Source organism: Agrobacterium sp. DE0009 (assembly GCF_007680755.1).
GTDB classification, from domain to species: domain Bacteria; phylum Pseudomonadota; class Alphaproteobacteria; order Rhizobiales; family Rhizobiaceae; genus Agrobacterium; species Agrobacterium tumefaciens_B.
The window spans coordinates 1,539,871-1,557,088 of the sequence record NZ_VEIU01000001.1 but is presented as its reverse complement, the minus strand read 5'-3'; the positions used below and the strand labels follow the sequence as shown (position 1 = coordinate 1,557,088).

Annotated in this window: 13 protein-coding genes; 11 read left to right on the top strand and 2 right to left on the bottom strand. The window is 59.6% G+C overall.

Annotation, left to right across the window (positions count from 1 at the left end):
• The first annotated feature begins 293 nt into the window (after positions 1-293).
• From FS804_RS07840 to FS804_RS07805, 8 genes are all read left to right on the top strand, one after another.
• Entirely contained in the window at positions 294-1,790 is a 1,497-nt protein-coding gene (locus FS804_RS07840; RefSeq protein WP_144576018.1) for an acetyl-CoA hydrolase/transferase family protein, read from the top strand.
• A 183-nt stretch (positions 1,791-1,973) separates the two neighbouring features.
• Positions 1,974-3,296, top strand: a complete 1,323-nt coding sequence (locus FS804_RS07835; RefSeq protein WP_144576016.1) for an alpha/beta hydrolase — start codon at positions 1,974-1,976, stop codon at positions 3,294-3,296.
• A 129-nt stretch (positions 3,297-3,425) separates the two neighbouring features.
• A complete protein-coding gene (locus FS804_RS07830; protein WP_003520015.1) occupies positions 3,426-4,463 on the top strand; it encodes a 4-hydroxyproline epimerase in 1,038 nt (345 codons plus the stop codon).
• Positions 4,464-4,575: 112 nt separating this feature from the next.
• Positions 4,576-5,613 (top strand): dihydroorotase, encoded by a 1,038-nt coding sequence (gene pyrC, locus FS804_RS07825; RefSeq protein WP_144576014.1) that lies wholly within the window; start codon positions 4,576-4,578, stop codon positions 5,611-5,613.
• A 147-nt stretch (positions 5,614-5,760) separates the two neighbouring features.
• The gene (locus tag FS804_RS07820) at positions 5,761-6,459 is read left to right on the top strand and encodes an orotate phosphoribosyltransferase (protein ID WP_144576012.1); all 699 of its coding nucleotides are present in this window, start codon (positions 5,761-5,763) and stop codon (positions 6,457-6,459) included.
• 98 nt (positions 6,460-6,557) lie between these two features.
• On the top strand, positions 6,558-7,484 hold the full coding sequence (locus tag FS804_RS07815; protein ID WP_144576010.1) for a carbohydrate kinase: 927 nt from the start codon (positions 6,558-6,560) through the stop codon (positions 7,482-7,484).
• A 124-nt stretch (positions 7,485-7,608) separates the two neighbouring features.
• A complete protein-coding gene (locus FS804_RS07810) occupies positions 7,609-8,574 on the top strand; it encodes an acetylxylan esterase (RefSeq protein WP_144576008.1) in 966 nt (321 codons plus the stop codon).
• Entirely contained in the window at positions 8,571-9,299 is a 729-nt protein-coding gene (locus tag FS804_RS07805) for an esterase family protein (protein ID WP_144576006.1), read from the top strand. The genes FS804_RS07810 and FS804_RS07805 overlap by 4 nt, the downstream gene beginning before the upstream one ends.
• Before the next feature lie 61 nt (positions 9,300-9,360).
• Here the strand turns inward: FS804_RS07805 and pgi are convergent, their stop codons facing one another.
• Positions 9,361-10,986, bottom strand: a complete 1,626-nt coding sequence (gene pgi / locus FS804_RS07800; protein WP_144576004.1) for a glucose-6-phosphate isomerase — start codon at positions 10,984-10,986, stop codon at positions 9,361-9,363.
• Positions 10,987-11,113: 127 nt separating this feature from the next.
• Complete coding sequence (locus FS804_RS07795) at positions 11,114-12,826, bottom strand: long-chain fatty acid--CoA ligase (RefSeq protein WP_144576002.1); 1,713 nt, start codon at positions 12,824-12,826, stop codon at positions 11,114-11,116.
• Positions 12,827-13,175: 349 nt separating this feature from the next.
• On the opposite strand from FS804_RS07795, the gene FS804_RS07790 reads away from it, so the two are divergent.
• The 3 genes from FS804_RS07790 (at position 13,176) to FS804_RS07780 (ending at position 17,143) form a co-directional block, all read left to right on the top strand.
• Positions 13,176-14,225 (top strand): ABC transporter ATP-binding protein, encoded by a 1,050-nt coding sequence (locus FS804_RS07790; protein WP_144576000.1) that lies wholly within the window; start codon positions 13,176-13,178, stop codon positions 14,223-14,225.
• Between the two features lie 153 nt (positions 14,226-14,378).
• The gene (locus tag FS804_RS07785) at positions 14,379-15,395 is read left to right on the top strand and encodes an extracellular solute-binding protein (protein ID WP_063949586.1); all 1,017 of its coding nucleotides are present in this window, start codon (positions 14,379-14,381) and stop codon (positions 15,393-15,395) included.
• Between the two features lie 71 nt (positions 15,396-15,466).
• On the top strand, positions 15,467-17,143 hold the full coding sequence (locus FS804_RS07780; RefSeq protein ID WP_144575998.1) for an iron ABC transporter permease: 1,677 nt from the start codon (positions 15,467-15,469) through the stop codon (positions 17,141-17,143).
• Positions 17,144-17,218: the final 75 nt, after the last annotated feature.

The following is a 17,218-nucleotide window of genomic DNA, read 5'->3' as shown; positions in this document are numbered from 1 at the left end:
CGGTGATTCTTCGGACTGCGATGAGGCGCCTTCGCCTCGTCGCTTGCCCGCGAGGCAGAGGTCTCGCGGAAGTCCTGCGCAACCGGGAGGCTGCGATAGTTTGAAGACCCCACGGCCCGTCGCGCCGATGCACCACTACCGATCTGTTGAACGGGATTTGCTGCGCCAAAGCCATAGTTCCGTTCAAACTCTTGATCTATGTCAGTTTCACCGATGAAACTGCACGCCATAGTCGCCTGAGAGGTGGCCAACCAAATGCCGTGCCATCGTGATGACAGATCATGGAGAAGTGCATGCTTGAAAAGCGTATCCGCAACGCGTCCCTCTTGAACAGGATCGTCAGCGCCGAAGAGGCCGCCAGTCTCATTCAGGATGGCATGACGGTGGGCATGAGCGGTTTTACGCGCGCCGGTGAAGCCAAGGCCGTGCCGCTGGCGCTGGCCGAGCGCGCCAAGACCAACCCCATGAAAATTACCCTGATGACCGGCGCCTCCCTCGGCAACGATCTCGACAAGACCATGGTCGAGGCCGGCATGCTGGCGCGCCGCATGCCGTTCCAGTCCGATCCGGCTCTGCGCAAGGCGATCAATGACGGCAGGGTGATGTTCATCGATCAGCATCTTTCCGAAACGGTGGAGCAATTGCGCGGCGGCCAGATCCACGGCGTCGATATCGCCATCGTTGAAGCAGTTGCGATTACGGCAGACGGCGGCATCGTGCCCACTACCTCCGTCGGCAATTCCGCAAGCTTCGCGATCCTGGCCGAGAAGGTCATTGTCGAGATCAACCTGTCCCAGCCCGAGGTGCTCGAAGGGTTACATGACATTTTCATTCCCGCCAAACGCCCGACCCGTATGCCCATTCCCGTGGTCGCGACGGATAGCCGTGTCGGCCTGCCCTTTATTCCGGTGCCGCCGGAAAAGATCGCCGCCATCGTGCTGAGCGACAAGAGCGACAGTTTTTCGACGGTGCTGCCGCCTGATGACGAGACAAAGGCGATTGCCGGGCATCTCACGGAGTTCCTGCTGAACGAGGTCCGTCACGGCCGCATGACCCACGAACTCCAGCCGTTGCAGGCAGGCATCGGCACCATCGCCAATGCCGTTATGCATGGCTTCATCGATACGCCGTTTCATGATCTGAAAATGTATTCGGAGGTTCTTCAGGATTCGACCTTCGAACTGTTCGATGCGGGCAAGCTCACCTTCGCCTCCGGTTCGTCGATCACGCTTTCTTCCGCCATGAACCAGCAGGTCATGCCGCGACTGGCCGATTACAAAAGCAGGCTGATCCTGCGTCCTCAGGAGGTGAGCAATCACCCGGAGGTCATTCGTCGCCTCGGCATCATCGGCATCAACACGGCTCTGGAATTCGATATCTACGGGAACGTCAATTCCACCCATGTCGGCGGAACCCATATGATGAACGGCATTGGTGGTTCCGGCGATTTTGCTCGTAATGCCTATATGTCCATTTTTGTTACCAAGTCGATCGCCAAGGGAGGCGCAATCTCAAGCGTGGTGCCCATGGTCAGCCATGTCGATCACACCGAACATGATGTCGATATTCTCGTCACCGAAACGGGCCTCGCAGACCTGCGCGGTCTCGCCCCCCGCGAGCGCGCCGCTGTCATCATCGCCAATTGCGTCCATCCGGATTATCGCGATGCGCTGGCTGACTATTATCACCGGGCGACAGCGCGGGGCGGGCACACGCCGCATCTCATCGAAGAGGCGCTGTCGTGGCATGAGGCGCTGCGGGAAAAGGGCACGATGCGACCTCAGCAATAGGCGTTGAAACAGGTTGCCCACTTGTCGGTTTTTCGACCGGCAATTGGGTCCGTTTGGACACACCGGTGGGGAAAGTGCCCGCCACGCCGCTTAGGTTGCTGGCGCGACAGTTCCGCCTCCGGTAGAAAATCCTCTCCACCCAGCCGCTATCGAGCTGCCTCAGGGTTGCAGGAGAGTGATGTGATGCCCCTTCGCTTCGTCGCCATGATCGCGATTGTCGCCCTGCTTGCCGGTTGCGGCGGGCGGCCGATCGGCGTGATGACGCCAACGGGACAAACTGTGGCTGGCACGACGCCGGTCAATCTCCTCGTTGCGACAACGCGCGCGCCTTCCGAAAATCCCGCGGTTCTTTTCGGCGGCGAGCGGGGAACGGGGCTGAAGGTCGATGCGGTCACGGTCTCCATTCCGCCTGCCGCCAACCGCAAGGTCGGTCAGGTGCAATGGCCGAAAAAACTGCCACCCAATCCGCTGAAGGATTTCACCACGGTTGCGATTGAGCCGATCCGCTCCGAAGCAGAGACCAGAAGCTGGATCACTAAGCATATCGCTAAGGACCGCCGTGTGCTGGTCTTCGTGCATGGTTTCAACAATCGTTACGAAGAATCCGTCTATCGTTTCGCCCAGATCGTCCATGATTCCGGCACGGATGTCGTGCCTGTCGTGTTCACCTGGCCGTCGCGCGCGAGCATCTTCGACTATAATTACGATAAGGAAAGCACCAACTATTCCCGCGATTCGCTGGAAGAGATGCTGACGCGACTGGCGAAAGACAAATCCATTCGCGAAGTCACCGTCATGGCCCATTCCATGGGCACCTGGCTTGCGGTGGAGGCGCTGCGCCAGATGGCCATCCGCAACGGCCGTGTTGATCACAAGATCAGCAATGTCATTCTGGCGGCACCTGATCTCGATGTGGACGTCTTCAGTCGGCAATTCACCAGCCTCGGCAAGATGCCGCCGAAATTCACACTCTTCGTCTCGCAGGATGACCGCGCGCTCAGCCTGTCGCGCCGCATTTCCGGCAATGTCGATCGCCTCGGCCAGATCGATCCTTCCGTCGAGCCCTATCGCAGCCAGCTGGAAAAGGCCGGCATCACGGTTCTCGATCTCACCAAGCTGCAATCCGGCGATCGTCTGAACCATGGAAAATTTGCCGAAAGCCCGGAGGTCGTTCGCCTGATCGGCGACCGCCTCATCGCAGGCCAGACGGTGACGGATTCGGATGTCGGCCTGGGAGAAGCGCTGGGCGCGGTCAGCATCGGTGCCGCGCAAACCGTCGGAACGGCAGCCAGCGTGGTGGTCAGCGCGCCGATTGCGGTCTTCGATCCACGCACGCGGGAGAATTACGGCAGGCAGGTGGAGCGGCTTGGCCGATCCGTCGAAAACACCGTCGGATCGGTGGGCGATACGGCCGGTTCCGTGGTGGACGATCAGGCGCTTCAGTCTTCCAGGGTCAACTGCGATGCTGCCGCCAATCGAAACCGGGCGGAGTGCCGCAGTCGCTAAAGCCCCGTTGCGGCCAGAGCGTGGCGAGAACGTCAGGCGTTTTTGTCATCACGCCTCCGCAGATTTGTATACAGCTTGTATTTTTATCTGTATGGTTGGGCTAACAACCCACTTCCGGAGTAGACCCCCATGCGTTGGAAACGCACCCTCCAGCTTCTCGATGTCCATTGCGAAGGCGAAATCGGCCGTGTCGTGACCGGCGGCGCACCGAAAATTCCCGGCAATACCGTCGCTGAGCAGCTTCATTGGATGAATACCGATCCGCAGGGGGAGGCGCTTCGCCGATTCCTGACGCTGGAGCCGCGCGGCACGCCGATGGGCTCGGTCAATCTTCTCCTGCCGCCAAAGCATCCGGATGCGCATGCCGCCTTCGTAATTCTCCAGCCGGATCAGGCGCATGCCAGTTCGGGGTCCAATTCCATTTGCGCGACGACGGCGCTTCTGGAAAGCGGCATGGTGGAGATGCAGGAGCCGGAAACTGTTATCATTCTCGAAACGGCCGCTGGTCTCGTCAAAGCAACGGCCACCTGCCGCGACGGGCGCTGCGAAAAGGTCAAGCTGACCATGGTGCCGTCCTTCGTGCATGAGCTCGATGTCAGCATCGACACGCCCGAATGGGGCAGGGTGACGATGGACATTTCCTACGGTGGCATTTTTTATGCGCTGGTCGATGTCCGCCAGATCGGCCTGACGATCGAAAAGGCCAATGCCGCGAAGCTGGTCTCTGCGGGCATGATCCTGAAGGACCTGGTCAACCGCGAAATGACCGTTGTGCATCCGGAAATCCCGGCCATATCAGGCGTTGCCTATGTGATGTTCCGTGATGTGGATGCGGATGGCTCCATCCGCACCTGCACCACCATGTGGCCGGGCCGGGCGGATCGCTCGCCCTGTGGCACCGGCAACTCCGCCAATCTCGCCACGCTATATGCGCGCGGCAAGGTGAAGGTGGGAGACGAGTATAAATCCCGCTCGATCATCGGTTCGGAATTCGATGTCGGCCTTTCCGCCGTGACCGAAGTGGCGGGCCGTCCGGCCGTCATTCCCACCATTGCCGGGCGCGGCTTTACCTTCGGTCTGCATCAGGTCGGCCTCGATCCCTTCGACCCGTTGGCCGATGGTTTCGCCATGACCGATGTCTGGGGTCCGGAAGCGGGCAACATCTGAAGCGCTTTCCAAAAAAATGACATTTACAGCTGCCCGAAGGTCTCTGGCGGCTGTTTTCCCGCGACAAAAGATGCTAAGCGGGCGCAATTCCATCATGCTCCGAGGTATCCCGATGAAGTCGCTCACCCTGCGCCGCCCTGATGACTGGCACCTGCATCTTCGTGATGGCGCCATGCTGGAAGGGGTGATCGGGGATACGAGCCGCCATTTCGCACGCGCCATCATCATGCCGAACCTGGTGCCACCCGTTGTCACCACGGCCGATGCCCGCGCCTATCGCGACCGCATCGTCAAGGCGATCCCGGCGGGTGACCGTTTTGAGCCCCTGATGACCCTCTATCTCACAGAGGATACCGACGCCGACGACGTGGAAGAGGGCAAAAAAAGCGGCCTCATCACTGCCGTGAAGCTCTATCCCGCGGGTGCGACGACCAATTCTCACGGCGGTGTCCGCGATTTTAACAAGGCGATGCCGGTGCTGGAGCGCATGGCGAAGATCGGTCTGCCGCTCTGCGTGCATGGCGAAGTGACATCGCCGGAAGTCGATATTTTTGACCGCGAGAAGGTCTTCATCGAGACGGTTCTGGAGCCGCTGCGCCAGCGCCTGCCGGAACTGAAGGTGACGATGGAGCACATCACCACCCTAGATGGCGTCGACTATATCAAGTCTTCCAAGGCCAATCTGGCCGGCTCCATCACCACCCATCATCTCATCATCAACCGCAACGCCATTCTGGTTGGCGGCATCAAGCCACATTATTACTGCCTGCCCGTCGCCAAGCGCGAGGAGCACAGGCTGGCGCTGCGGGCTGCCGCGACATCGGGTGACGCTCGCTTCTTCCTCGGTACGGATTCCGCCCCGCATGTGGATCCGCTCAAGGAATGCGCCTGCGGCTGCGCCGGCATCTACACGTCCATCAATACGATGAGCTGCCTTGCCCACGTCTTTGAGGACGAAAACGCCCTCGACAAGCTGGAGGCCTTCGCCTCGCTGAATGGTCCCGCCTGGTATGGGCTCACGCCGAATGAGGAGACGATCACGCTGGTCAAGCGTGACGAGCCAGTGTCATTCCCGGCCAAGATTGAAACGGGCGCCGGGCCGGTGACCGTATTCGACCCGATGTTCCCGCTTCACTGGGACGTGAACTGATTTTATGACCGCCGGCACTGCCGGCGGTTTTGTTATGGTCTGCCGGCACCTCGGCGGGCGACGACATGCCGAACAATGATGCGTAATTTCCCGAGCGCCCAACCGGGCTTTCGGAGCGAGAAACCAGGGCCTAAAAGGAGAACGCCTATGAACCATTTCACATTCACGGACCGCACCGTCGTCGCGGAACTGGTTGCGAAGATGTTGTGGGAAATCAAGGCGGTCCATTTTAATTCAGAAAGCCCCTATACCTTCGCGTCGGGCATGAAGAGCCCGGTGTACATCGACATGCGCAAGCTCATCTCCTTCCCGCGCATCCGCTCGGCGGCGATGGATTTCGCCGCGGCGGCTGTCATGCGGGAGGCCGGTTTCGAGAAATTCGACTGTGTCGCCGGCGGTGAAACGGCGGGCATTCCTTTTGCCGCTTTCCTTGCCGAGCGCCTCGGCCTGCCGATGATCTATTGCCGCAAGAAGCCGAAAGGTCACGGTCGCAACGCCCAGATCGAAGGCCATATGCCGGAAGGCGCTCGGGTTCTGGTCATCGAGGATCTGACGACGGCCGGCGGCTCGATGTTCACCTTCATCGACGCCATCCGTGCGGTGGGCGGCATTGTCGATCACGGTATCGCGCTGTTTTATTACGGCATCTTCGAAGAGGCCGAAGCGCGCTTCGCCAACGGCAATGTCAAGCTGCATTACCTGACCACCTGGCGCGATGTTCTGGCGGTCGCCCGCACCGAAAAACTGTTCGACGAAAAGACCCTGTCGGAGGTCGAAGCCTTCCTTGATAACCCCTTGCCATGGTCGGCAAAGCACGGCGGCGTCAGCGAATTGCCGCAATCTTAATTTCGGATGCGGGCGGCCAGCTTGTGGCTGGCCTTCCGATCCATCTTCGTCTAAATCGATTTAAGTCCATTTGATTTGCTGTTTTGAGGAGGACCGTAATGATCCTGTGTTGTGGTGAAGCCCTGATCGACATGCTGCCCCGGCAGACAACGCTGGGTGAGGCGGGTTTTGCACCCTATGCAGGCGGTGCGGTCTTCAACACGGCCATCGCGCTTGGGCGTCTGGGCGTCCCATCGGCGTTTTTCACCGGTCTTTCCGATGATATGATGGGCGACATCCTGCGGGAGACACTGCGCGCCAGCAAGGTGGATTTCAGCTATTGCGCCACTCTTTCGCGCCCCACCACGATTGCCTTCGTCAAGCTGGTGGATGGCCACGCGACCTACGCTTTTTACGATGAAAACACCGCCGGCCGGATGATCACCGAGGCCGAACTTCCGGCACTGGGCGGCGATTGCGAAGCGCTGCATTTCGGCGCCATCAGCCTCATTCCCGAACCCTGCGGCAGCACCTATGAAGCGCTGATGACGCGCGAGTACGCAAGCCGTGTCATCTCGCTTGATCCAAATATTCGTCCCGGCTTCATCAAGGACAAGCAGTCCCACATGGCCCGCATCCGCCGCATGGCGGCCATGTCGGATATCGTCAAATTCTCGGATGAGGACCTTGCCTGGTTCGGTCTGGAAGGCGATGAGGATACGCTTGCCCGCCATTGGCTGCACCATGGTGCGAAACTGGTCGTCGTTACCCGTGGCGCCAAGGGTGCCGTGGGCTACACCTCGGGTCTGAAGGTCGAAGTCGCCTCTGAACGCGTCGAGGTCGTGGACACCGTTGGCGCGGGTGACACATTTGACGCCGGCATTCTGGCTTCGCTGAAAATGCAGGGGCTTCTCACCAAGGCGCAGGTGGCGTCACTGACGGAAGAACAGATCAGAAAGGTGCTTGCGCTCGGTGCAAAGGCGGCGGCAGTCACCGTTTCGCGGGCCGGGGCAAATCCGCCCTTTGCGCATGAAATTGGTCTCTAACCGGCGTGGTTGAGCCTTTTTGACAAGGTGGTTCAAAACTCTACCCGGCCTTAAAGCCATAAAAAGTCGTTTTCGCAGGATTATCGCGCTTGTCTCAGCGGTTTTTTCGCGAAACAAGCGTCGTATGAGTGTACCGAAGACCCACCCTTTCGATTTCGACCCGACCTATGGCATGCAGCGCGAGCAGTTGCTCGCCATCACGCCCCCTAAAGCAGCACCCGGTTTCGATGACTTTTGGGAGAAGCGCTACCGCCGCGCGCTCGCAACTGATCCGCGCCCGGTGCTGCGCCGGAGCAAGCTGAGCGATCGCCGTTGGCAGGTCCTCGATCTGACCTACACCTCCACCGACGGTTTCCGTATCGGTGGGTGGCTGCTGCTGCCGCGCGAAGGACAGGTCCGCCGCGGCCTGGTCGTGGGCCACGGTTATGGCGGGCGTGGCGAGCCGGATTTCGATGTGCCGGTGGAAGAGACGGCCGTGCTGTTTCCCTGTTTTCGGGGCATTTCGCTGAGTGCCTGTCCGCCGATTTCACCTGATCCGGCGCGTCACGTTCTCTATAACATCGAGCGGAAAGACGATTATATCATCGGAGGCTGTGTCGATGACCTCTGGATCGGGGTGTCGACGCTCGTCAGCCTCTATCCCTGGCTGGAAGGGCAGGTGGGCTATAGCGGCATCAGCTTCGGCGGCGGTATAGGCGCTCTGGCGATCCCTTATGATAAGCGCATCGACCGTGGCCATCTCGTCGTGCCGACCTTCGGCCACCGGCCGTTCTGGCTGACCCTGCCTACCGTCGGCAGCGCGGATGCGGTCCAGACCTACCAGAAGACCCATGCCGATGTGCTCGAAACCCTGCGCCTGTTCGATGCCGCCTGTGCCGCAACTCGAATAAAGGTCCCGATGCTGGTGGCGCCCGCGCTCTTCGATCCGGCCGTGGCGCCTCCCTGCCAGTTTGCAGTGGCCAATGCGCTGCCAGAATCGAAATTTAATGAAATCTTCATCCTCGACGCCGGACATTTCGATTACCCTGACGTCGCATCGCAAGATGCGGTCCATAAGGACAAGGTCAGACGGTTTTTCAAGGTGTCATGAAACGCGAATATCTCCGCTGGTATAGTCACAGGCTCCATCGCGACATGGAGCTCCTGATATTCGGTCATGCCGGCGCGAAGGTGCTGATGTTCCCGACCCGCGACGGGCGCTTTTTCGAATATGAGGAATTGGGCATCGTTGACAGTCTTTCCGACAAGCTGGAGGCAGGCCACCTCCAGCTTTATTGTATCGAGGGTCTGGCAAGGGAAAGTTTTTACGCGGACCATAACCATCCCGCCGACCGTGTGCGCCGTCACGCCGCACTTGAGGCCTATATTCTCAACGAAGTGCTGCCGCTGATGGCCGGGAAAAATCCTGATGGCAGCACCATTGTGCAGGGTTGCAGCCTCGGCGCCTTTCAGGCCGCCAGCCTCGTCTTCCGCCACCCGCATCTTTTCACCAAGCTCGTCGCCTTTTCCGGCCGTTATGATCTGACGATGAGGGTGGAATCCTTCGGCGATCTGTTCGACGGTTATTATGACGACGACGTCTATTTCCACATGCCGAGCCACTTTCTTCCCGGGCTAAACTGCCCGTGGCGGCTCGATCACCTGCGCCGCATCGACATGGTCTTCACCATCGGTGATGCCGATCCGTTTCTGGACAACAACCATCATCTGAGCCGCCTGCTTTCAGACAAGCAGGTGGGGCACCGGATGCATGTCTGGGAAGGCCGCGCCCATCGGGCGGGCGCGTGGCGCAAGATGGCAGCGCTTTATATTTGAAGACGCAACATTAAAAAGCCGGAGGTGTCTCCGGCTTTTTAGATCGCGGTCGTAACGACTCTCAGCTGGCAAGTCCTGCCAGCGCCTTCACCAGCCCCTGCGTCGAGCTGTCATGGCCGGCAGCACTTTCCTTGCCTTCGACCACTGGAAGCAGGCCGGTTGCCAGTTCCTTGCCAAGCTCCACGCCCCATTGGTCGAAGGAGTTGATGCGGAACAGTACGCCTTCAACGAAGACTCGGTGTTCATAGAGCGCGATGAGGCGGCCAAGCGCAAAAGGCGTCAGCTTGTCGTAAACGAAGGTGATGGAGGGCCGATTGCCGGTGAAGACGCGGTGCGGGGCGATGAAATCGGCTTGGCTGTCTTCCATGCCTTTGGAGGTGAGCTGGGCTTTCGCCTCTGCGAGCGTGCGGCCCTTCATCAGCGCTTCCGACTGCGCCAGGCAATTGGCAATAAGAAGCTGATGCTGGTGGCGCAGTTCCGGCTCAAAACCATTGGCGGCGATCATGAATTCCGCCGGGATAACGCTCGTGCCCTGATGGATCAGCTGGTAGAAGGCGTGCTGACCATTCGTGCCGGGCTCGCCCCAGACCACCGGGCCGGACTGGCCTGCTACTGGTGTGCCGTCAATGGTAACGCCCTTGCCATTGGATTCCATGTCCAGCTGCTGGAGATAGGCCGGGAAGCGGGATAGGCGCTGGTCATAGGGCAGGATCGCGCGCGTCGGATAGTCCAGCACGTTGCGGTTATAAAAGCCGATGAGACCGAGCAGCATCGGCAGGTTTTCGCGGATCGGCGCCTCTTGGAAGTGGCGATCCATGGCGTGGGCGCCATCCAGGAACTTGCCGAAATTGTCCGGCCCGATGGCGATCATCAGCGGCAGGCCGATTGCCGACCAGATCGAATAACGTCCGCCCACCCAGTCCCAGAAACCGAAGATCCGGTCGCTTTCGATACCGAAGGCGGCAACCTTGTCCAGCGCGGTGGAGACGGCGGCGAAGTGATGCCTGACGGCACCCTCACCCAGCTTTTCGGCGATGAAACGGCGCGCGGTGGCGGCATTCGTCATCGTTTCGATGGTGGTGAAGGTCTTCGACGCCACGATGAAGAGCGAGGTCTCCGGGTCGATGAGCTTCAGCGTATCGGCAATATGCGCTCCATCGATATTCGAGACGAAATGCGCCCGCGGGCCGTCATGGAAAGGCGCCAGCGCAAGCGTCGCCATGACCGGGCCGAGATCGGAACCGCCAATGCCGATATTGATGACGTCTGTGATTTTTTTGCCCGTCGCGCCTTTGAGTGAACCGGAACGGATCGCGTCGGCAAACTTGCCCATGGCCGCCAGCACGGCGTTCACATCGGGCATCACGTCCTTGCCGTCAACGAAAACGGGCGTGTTGGAGCGATTGCGTAGCGCCGTATGCAACACGGCGCGGTCTTCGGTGAAGTTGATGGCCTTGCCGGAGAACATCTCCTCGCGTTTGGCCTCGACACCGCCCTCACGGCCAAGCTGCTCGAGAAGCGCGACGATCTCCTCGTTAACGGCGCACTTGGAGTAGTCCATCAGCAGGTCATCGAATCTAACGCTGAAACGGCTGAATCTCTTGTCGTCGGCCGCAAAAGCGGCGCGCAGATCGGTTGCGGCTGTGCTGCTCGCCGTTGCTTTCAATTTTTCGATGGTGGCCTGCATCTTATGCTCCTCGGCTTCCGTGGAAGGATGAGGAAACTATTCTTTTTCAAGCGGCCAAATCAAGGCGACTTCGACAAAGAAAGGCGCCTGCACAAAAGAAAGGAGCCGGCTTCCCGGCTCCGTAGGCTTAATTCAGATTGCGCAATTCGCGCCGCAAAATCTTGCCGACATTCGATTTCGGCAGCTCGGTGCGGAACTCGATGATTTTCGGCCGTTTGTAATTCGTCAGGTTCTTGGCGCAGTAAGCCTTGAGCTCTGCTTCCGTCAGCGACTGGTCCTTCTTGACGACGAAGAGCTTGACGGTTTCACCGGAATGCTCATCCGGAACGCCGATCGCGGCGCATTCCAGCACACCCGGATGGCCAGCGGCCACTTCTTCCACCTCATTCGGATAGACGTTGAAGCCCGAGACAAGGATCATGTCCTTCTTGCGATCAACGATCTTGGTGTAACCGCGCTCGTCCATAAACCCCATGTCGCCGGAGCGGAAGAAGCCATCCGGCGTCATCGCTTTTGCGGTTTCGTCCGGGCGCTGCCAATAGCCAGCCATGACCTGCGGTCCGCGGATGCAAATCTCGCCAACGTCGCCCGCGGGCAGGCTATTGCCATCCTCGTCGCGAATATCGATCTCGGTGGAGGAGATAGGCAAGCCGATTGTGCCGCTGAACTCCGTTGTATCCAGCCGGTTGACGGTGGCAACGGGTGAGGTTTCCGAGAGCCCGTAACCCTCGGCGATCGGGCAGCCCACAACGGAAAGCCAGCGTTCGGCAACCGGTCTTTGCACTGCCATTCCGCCACCGAGAACCAGAATCAGTGACGACAGGTCCAGCTTGCGGAAATCCTCATTGTTCATGAGCGCGTTGAAAAGCGTGTTGATGCCCGGGAAGATATGCGGTTGATAATGCGACAATTCTTTCACGAAGCCGGGAATATCGCGCGGATTGGCGATCAGCAGATTATGGCCGCCAAGCGCAATGCCCATCAGCGAGTTCACCGTCAGCGCAAAGATGTGGCAGAGCGGCAGCGCGCAGATGAAATTGAGAACGTCGGGACGATCCTTGCGGCCGTTGAAGGCGGCGTCCAGCCAGAGGCTGATCTGCGCCTTGTTGGCAAGAAGATTGGCGTGGGTTAGGACTGCGCCTTTGGATACACCCGTTGTGCCGCCGGTATATTGCAGGAAGGCGATGTCCTGCGCTGTCAGACTCACCGGCTTCAGCGAATGTCCCTGGCCATCCTTCAGCATGTCCTTGAAGGTCACGCAGCCGGGAATGGCATAGGCGGGAACCAGTTTTTTCACCTTGCGAACTACGAGATTGACGATGTGGCCCTTGAAGCCAAGCAGATCGCCCATCGCTGCAACGACCACATGCCTTACTGCGGTCTTCGGCACGGCCTGTTGTGCCACATGGGCAAAATTCTCAAGCACGAAGAGGGCCTTCGCGCCTGAATCCTTCAGCTGATGCTCCAGCTCGCGGGGCGTATAGAGCGGATTGACGTTCACCACGATCATGCCCGCCCGCAGGACGCCATAGACCGCAACGGGGTTCTGCAGGATGTTTGGCATCATCACTGCAACGCGGTCGCCTTTTTCCAGACCACGCGATTGCAGCCAGGCCGCCACGGCGCGGGTCTGCGTTTCCAGCTCACGGTAGGTCAGTGATTTGCCCATGCTGCTGAAGGCTTTGCGATCAGCGAACTGGGCGCAGCTCTTTTCAAGAAGCTGGACGAGGGAAGCGTTCGGCGATGCGGGAATTTCGGCAGGCACGCCGGGCGGATAAGACGCGAGCCAGCGCTTTTCGATGCCGGCATTTACCGTCTGTCCCAGGGACAATTCACTCATGCTGCTCCTCCCAGAGTCTGTGTCTCGCGGGCATTCCCGAGAATGCATTGTTTCGCGTTTCCGCCGCCTTTACTCACGAGGCGCCGCAACAACCGGTTTTAAGCCGGATCGCGGACGCTTCATGTCGCGCCACCGGATAGACCGCTCCTCTCGCTCTCCGGCAGCAAATGATAGACTCCTAATATCTTGACGTCCATCACATCACGAAACCTATTTAACTCTAACGTAAACGTCAATATTGCTGCCGCACATCTCCCCAACTCGTGAAGCGGGCTGATCGTCAGCACTCTTTGACTTTAATCCTGATTTGAGCGATCAACAAAAAACGCAGAGCAAGGCAGGATTGGAAATGGCAGGCAGCGCAGCGCTCGAACTGAAATCGGTGGGCAAAAGATTTGGCGATACGGAGGTATTGTCCGATATTGATTTCTCCGTCGAAAGTGGTGAGATCATTTGCCTTGTGGGCCGCTCCGGTTGCGGAAAATCGACCCTGCTGCGTATCGTGGCGGGTGTGGAGGCGCCCGATCAGGGCAGCGTATCCCTGAACGGCGCTGTCGTTGCCGGCCCCGGCGTTTTCGCTGAGCCGGAAAAGCGCAATATCGGTTTTGTATTTCAGGATTACGCGCTGTTCCCGCACCTTACCGTCGAGCAGAACGTCATGTTCGGTCTGCGGTCTCTGCCCAAGGCCGAGGCACGGGCGCGCACGGTCGAAATGATCGAGCATGTCCATCTCCAGGATTTGGCGAAACGGTATCCGCATACGCTCTCCGGTGGGGAGCAGCAGCGTGTGGCGCTCGCCCGCGCGCTCGCCCCGCGGCCCGGCCTGTTGTTGATGGACGAGCCCTTTTCCAATCTCGACAGGGGGTTGCGCGACAGTGTCCGCGAGGAAACGCTGGGCCTTCTGCGGAAACTGGGCACGACCGCAATCATGGTCACCCACGATCCGGAGGAGGCGCTTTCGGCCGGTGATCGCGTCGTGCTGATGCAGCGCGGTCGTGTTGTCCAGAGCGGCACCGGTTATGAAATCCATGACAATCCTAGAACCCGCTACGCAGCGGATTTCTTCTGCGCCTTCAACAAGATTGAGGGGCGGGTGAGACAAGGCCGTGTTGAGACGCCACTCGGGCTGCTGGGCGATGCCTCCAATCTGCCTGACGGTCTTGCTGCGATTGCCTATGTGCGCCCGAACGCGATTTCGATCATCGAAGACGAGACGGGTAAAGACGGGATCGCCGGCGAAATATCGAGCCGTGTCTTCCTCGGCGAGATCGAGCAACTGGGCATCGCCGTTCCGGGCCTGTCATCTGCCCTCCGGATGAGGACGATGCAGCGGACGTCGCCCACGACGAAAGCCGTCCGCGTGGGCATCGATCCCAAAGGCGTGCTGATCTTTACTTAAAGTTGAATAAGCCCTTTCGCATGTTTATCGGGGCTCGATTTTCAACTCTTGGTGATGAATTCAGCCTCGGATTTGCTGAAATAAAACTTGATTTAATGCATCATGTATGATGTCTGCTGCTTCCATTGCCGCTATCGGAGAGGGACAAGAAACATGACGACATTGACGAAAATTGCGCTGCTCGCCAGCACGGTTGCCTTTGCGGCCGGAGCGGTGAATGCTGCCGAACTCAATATCTACACGACCCGCGAACCGGGCCTGATCCAGCCGCTGCTCGAATCCTTCACCGCATCCAGCGGCGTCAAGGTCAACACCGTATTCCTGAAGGACGGCCTTGCTGAGCGCGTTCTGAGCGAAGGCGCAAGCTCGCCGGCCGACGTTCTGATGACGGTGGATGCCGGCAACCTCGTTGATCTCGCCGAAAAGGGCGTCACCCAGGCGGTCGAATCCGAAACGCTGACGAAGGCCGTTCCCGCCGAACTGCGCGACGCCAAGGGTCATTGGTTTGCGCTCTCCATGCGTGCCCGCGTTCTCTATGCGGCCAAGGACCTCGATCTTTCTTCCTTCAACTACGAAGACCTTGCCGATGCGAAATGGAAGGGTAAGGTCTGCATTCGTGCTGGTCAGCACCCCTATAACACGGCGCTCTTTGCCGATTATATCGCCCATTACGGTGCTGCTGACACCGAAAAATGGCTTGCCGGCGTCAAGGACAACCTTGCCCGCAAGGCAGGCGGCGGTGACCGCGATGTTGCCAAGGACATCCTCGGGGGGATTTGCGACATCGGCATTGCCAATTCCTATTATGTCGGCCTGATGCGTTCTGGTAAGGGCGGCGAAGAGCAGGTGAAGTGGGGCGAGGCGATCAAGGTTGTCCTGCCGACGTTCAAGAATGGCGGCACGCAGGTAAATATCTCCGGTGCCGCGGTAGCGAAAAACGCACCGAACAAGGCGGAAGCCGTCAAGCTTCTCGAGTATCTCGTATCCGACGAAGCCCAGAAGATCTACGCCGAGGCCAACTTCGAATATCCGGTCCGGCAGGGTGCGGCTCTCAATGAGATCGTCGCTTCCTTCGGCACGCTGAAAATCGACAACAAGCCGCTGACCGAAATCGTCTCGCACCGCAAGCAGGCGAGCGAACTGGTCGACAAGGTTGGCTTCGACAAGTAAGCAAGCCAACGATAACACGGTGGAAGGCGCTCGCAGCCGCGGGCGCCTTTCCGCGCATTTTACAAGAGCAGATGAACCCAGACGCCACCCAGCCCTCGTTGTCTCCCGCCCGAGCCACGCCATCATCGTCCGTGTGGTGGCTGTGCATCTCCGTGCTGGCGGTTTGTGGCGCCATGGTGCCGGTTCTGGCGCTGGTCTCGCAGGCCTTGCAGGGGTCGGAAGGTCTCTGGACGCATCTCGGCTCCACCGTTCTTGCGACGGCCCTGCCGGAGACCGCAATCCTTCTTGCCGGTGTCGGGCTGCTGGCAGGCATCATCGGCACGAGTGCCGCCTGGCTGGTCACTGCCTACGATTTCCCCGGCCGCAGGGTGCTGGAATGGGCGCTGCTTCTGCCGCTCGCCATGCCGACCTATATCGTCGCTTACGCCTATCTGGATATTCTCCATCCCATCGGGCCGGTTCAGGGCGCGGTCCGCTGGCTGCTGGGTTACTCCAGCCCGCGCGAGTTTCGCCTGCCGGATATCAGGTCCATGACGGGCTGCATCCTCCTCTTGGGCTTCGTGCTGTTTCCCTATGTCTATATTCCCGTCCGGGCGATGTTCCTGACGCAGGCGGGCAATCTGATGGAAGCGGCGCGCACACTCGGCGTTTCCAGACGCGCGGCTTTCTTCAAAGTCGCGGTGCCGCTGGCCCGCCCGGCCATTGCGGTCGGTGTCAGTCTGGCGCTGATGGAAGCGCTGAATGATATCGGCGCGTCGGAATTTCTCGGCGTTCGTACGCTCACCGTTTCCGTTTATACCACCTGGGTCACGAAATCAGACCTGCCAGGCGCGGCCCAGATCGCGCTTTCCATGCTCTTTATCGTCGTTGCCCTCGTTGCGCTGGAACGCTGGGCGCGGCGAAAGCAGCGTTATTCGGTGTCCGCCCAGAAGAGCAGGGCGCTCGGGCCATTGCGGCTCTCCGGTTTGAAGGGCTGGATCGCTTTCACACTCGGCAGCATGCCTGTTGTGGTCGGTTTTGCAGGTCCGGCGAGTTATCTCATCATCGAGGCGTGGAAGCGGTTCCGTTTCAGCGGACTGTCTGCCCGTTTTGCCGAAGAGGCTCTGAACACGATCCTCTTTGCCGGGCTGGCGACCGCGATCACCCTTGTCCTCGGGCTTGCGGTTGCCTACGCCATGCGGCTTGCGCCGGGTCGGGTGTCACTCTGGTCTTTTCGGCTGTCGACGGTCGGGTATGCGGCTCCCGGCACCGTCATCGCCATCGGCGTCCTCATCGCACTTGGCAGTTTCGACCGGTTCGTCGATCAGACCATGCGCGAATGGTTCGGCATATCTACAGGCCTCATCTTCATCGGCAGCGGTGCCGCGTTGATCTATGCATACACCGCACGGTTCCTGACCATCGCGGCCGGCAGCGTCGATGCCGGTCTCAGCCGCATTCCGCAATCCTTCGATCATGCTGCGCGAACGCTGGGTCGATCGGCAACGCAGACATTCCGCCAGATCCATCTGCCGCTGTCCAAGGCATCGCTGGCTGCGGCCGCACTGCTGATCTTCGTGGATTGCGTCAAGGAGCTTCCCGCAACGCTTCTCCTGCGTCCGCTCAATTTCGAAACCTTCGCGACCCATCTTTATGGCGAAGCAGCGCGCGGGACCTATGAGGAAGCGTCCATCGCAGCGCTGGCGATTGTCGTCATCGGCGTTCTTCCGGTGGTGCTGCTGGCGAGGATCGGCCGTCGTCAGGGCTGACAGCGCCGTCTCTCATGTCAGTGGAAGCGGGGAAACCGCGTGAGAAGCCAATAAGCTTCAAATCGTCCCGGAAAA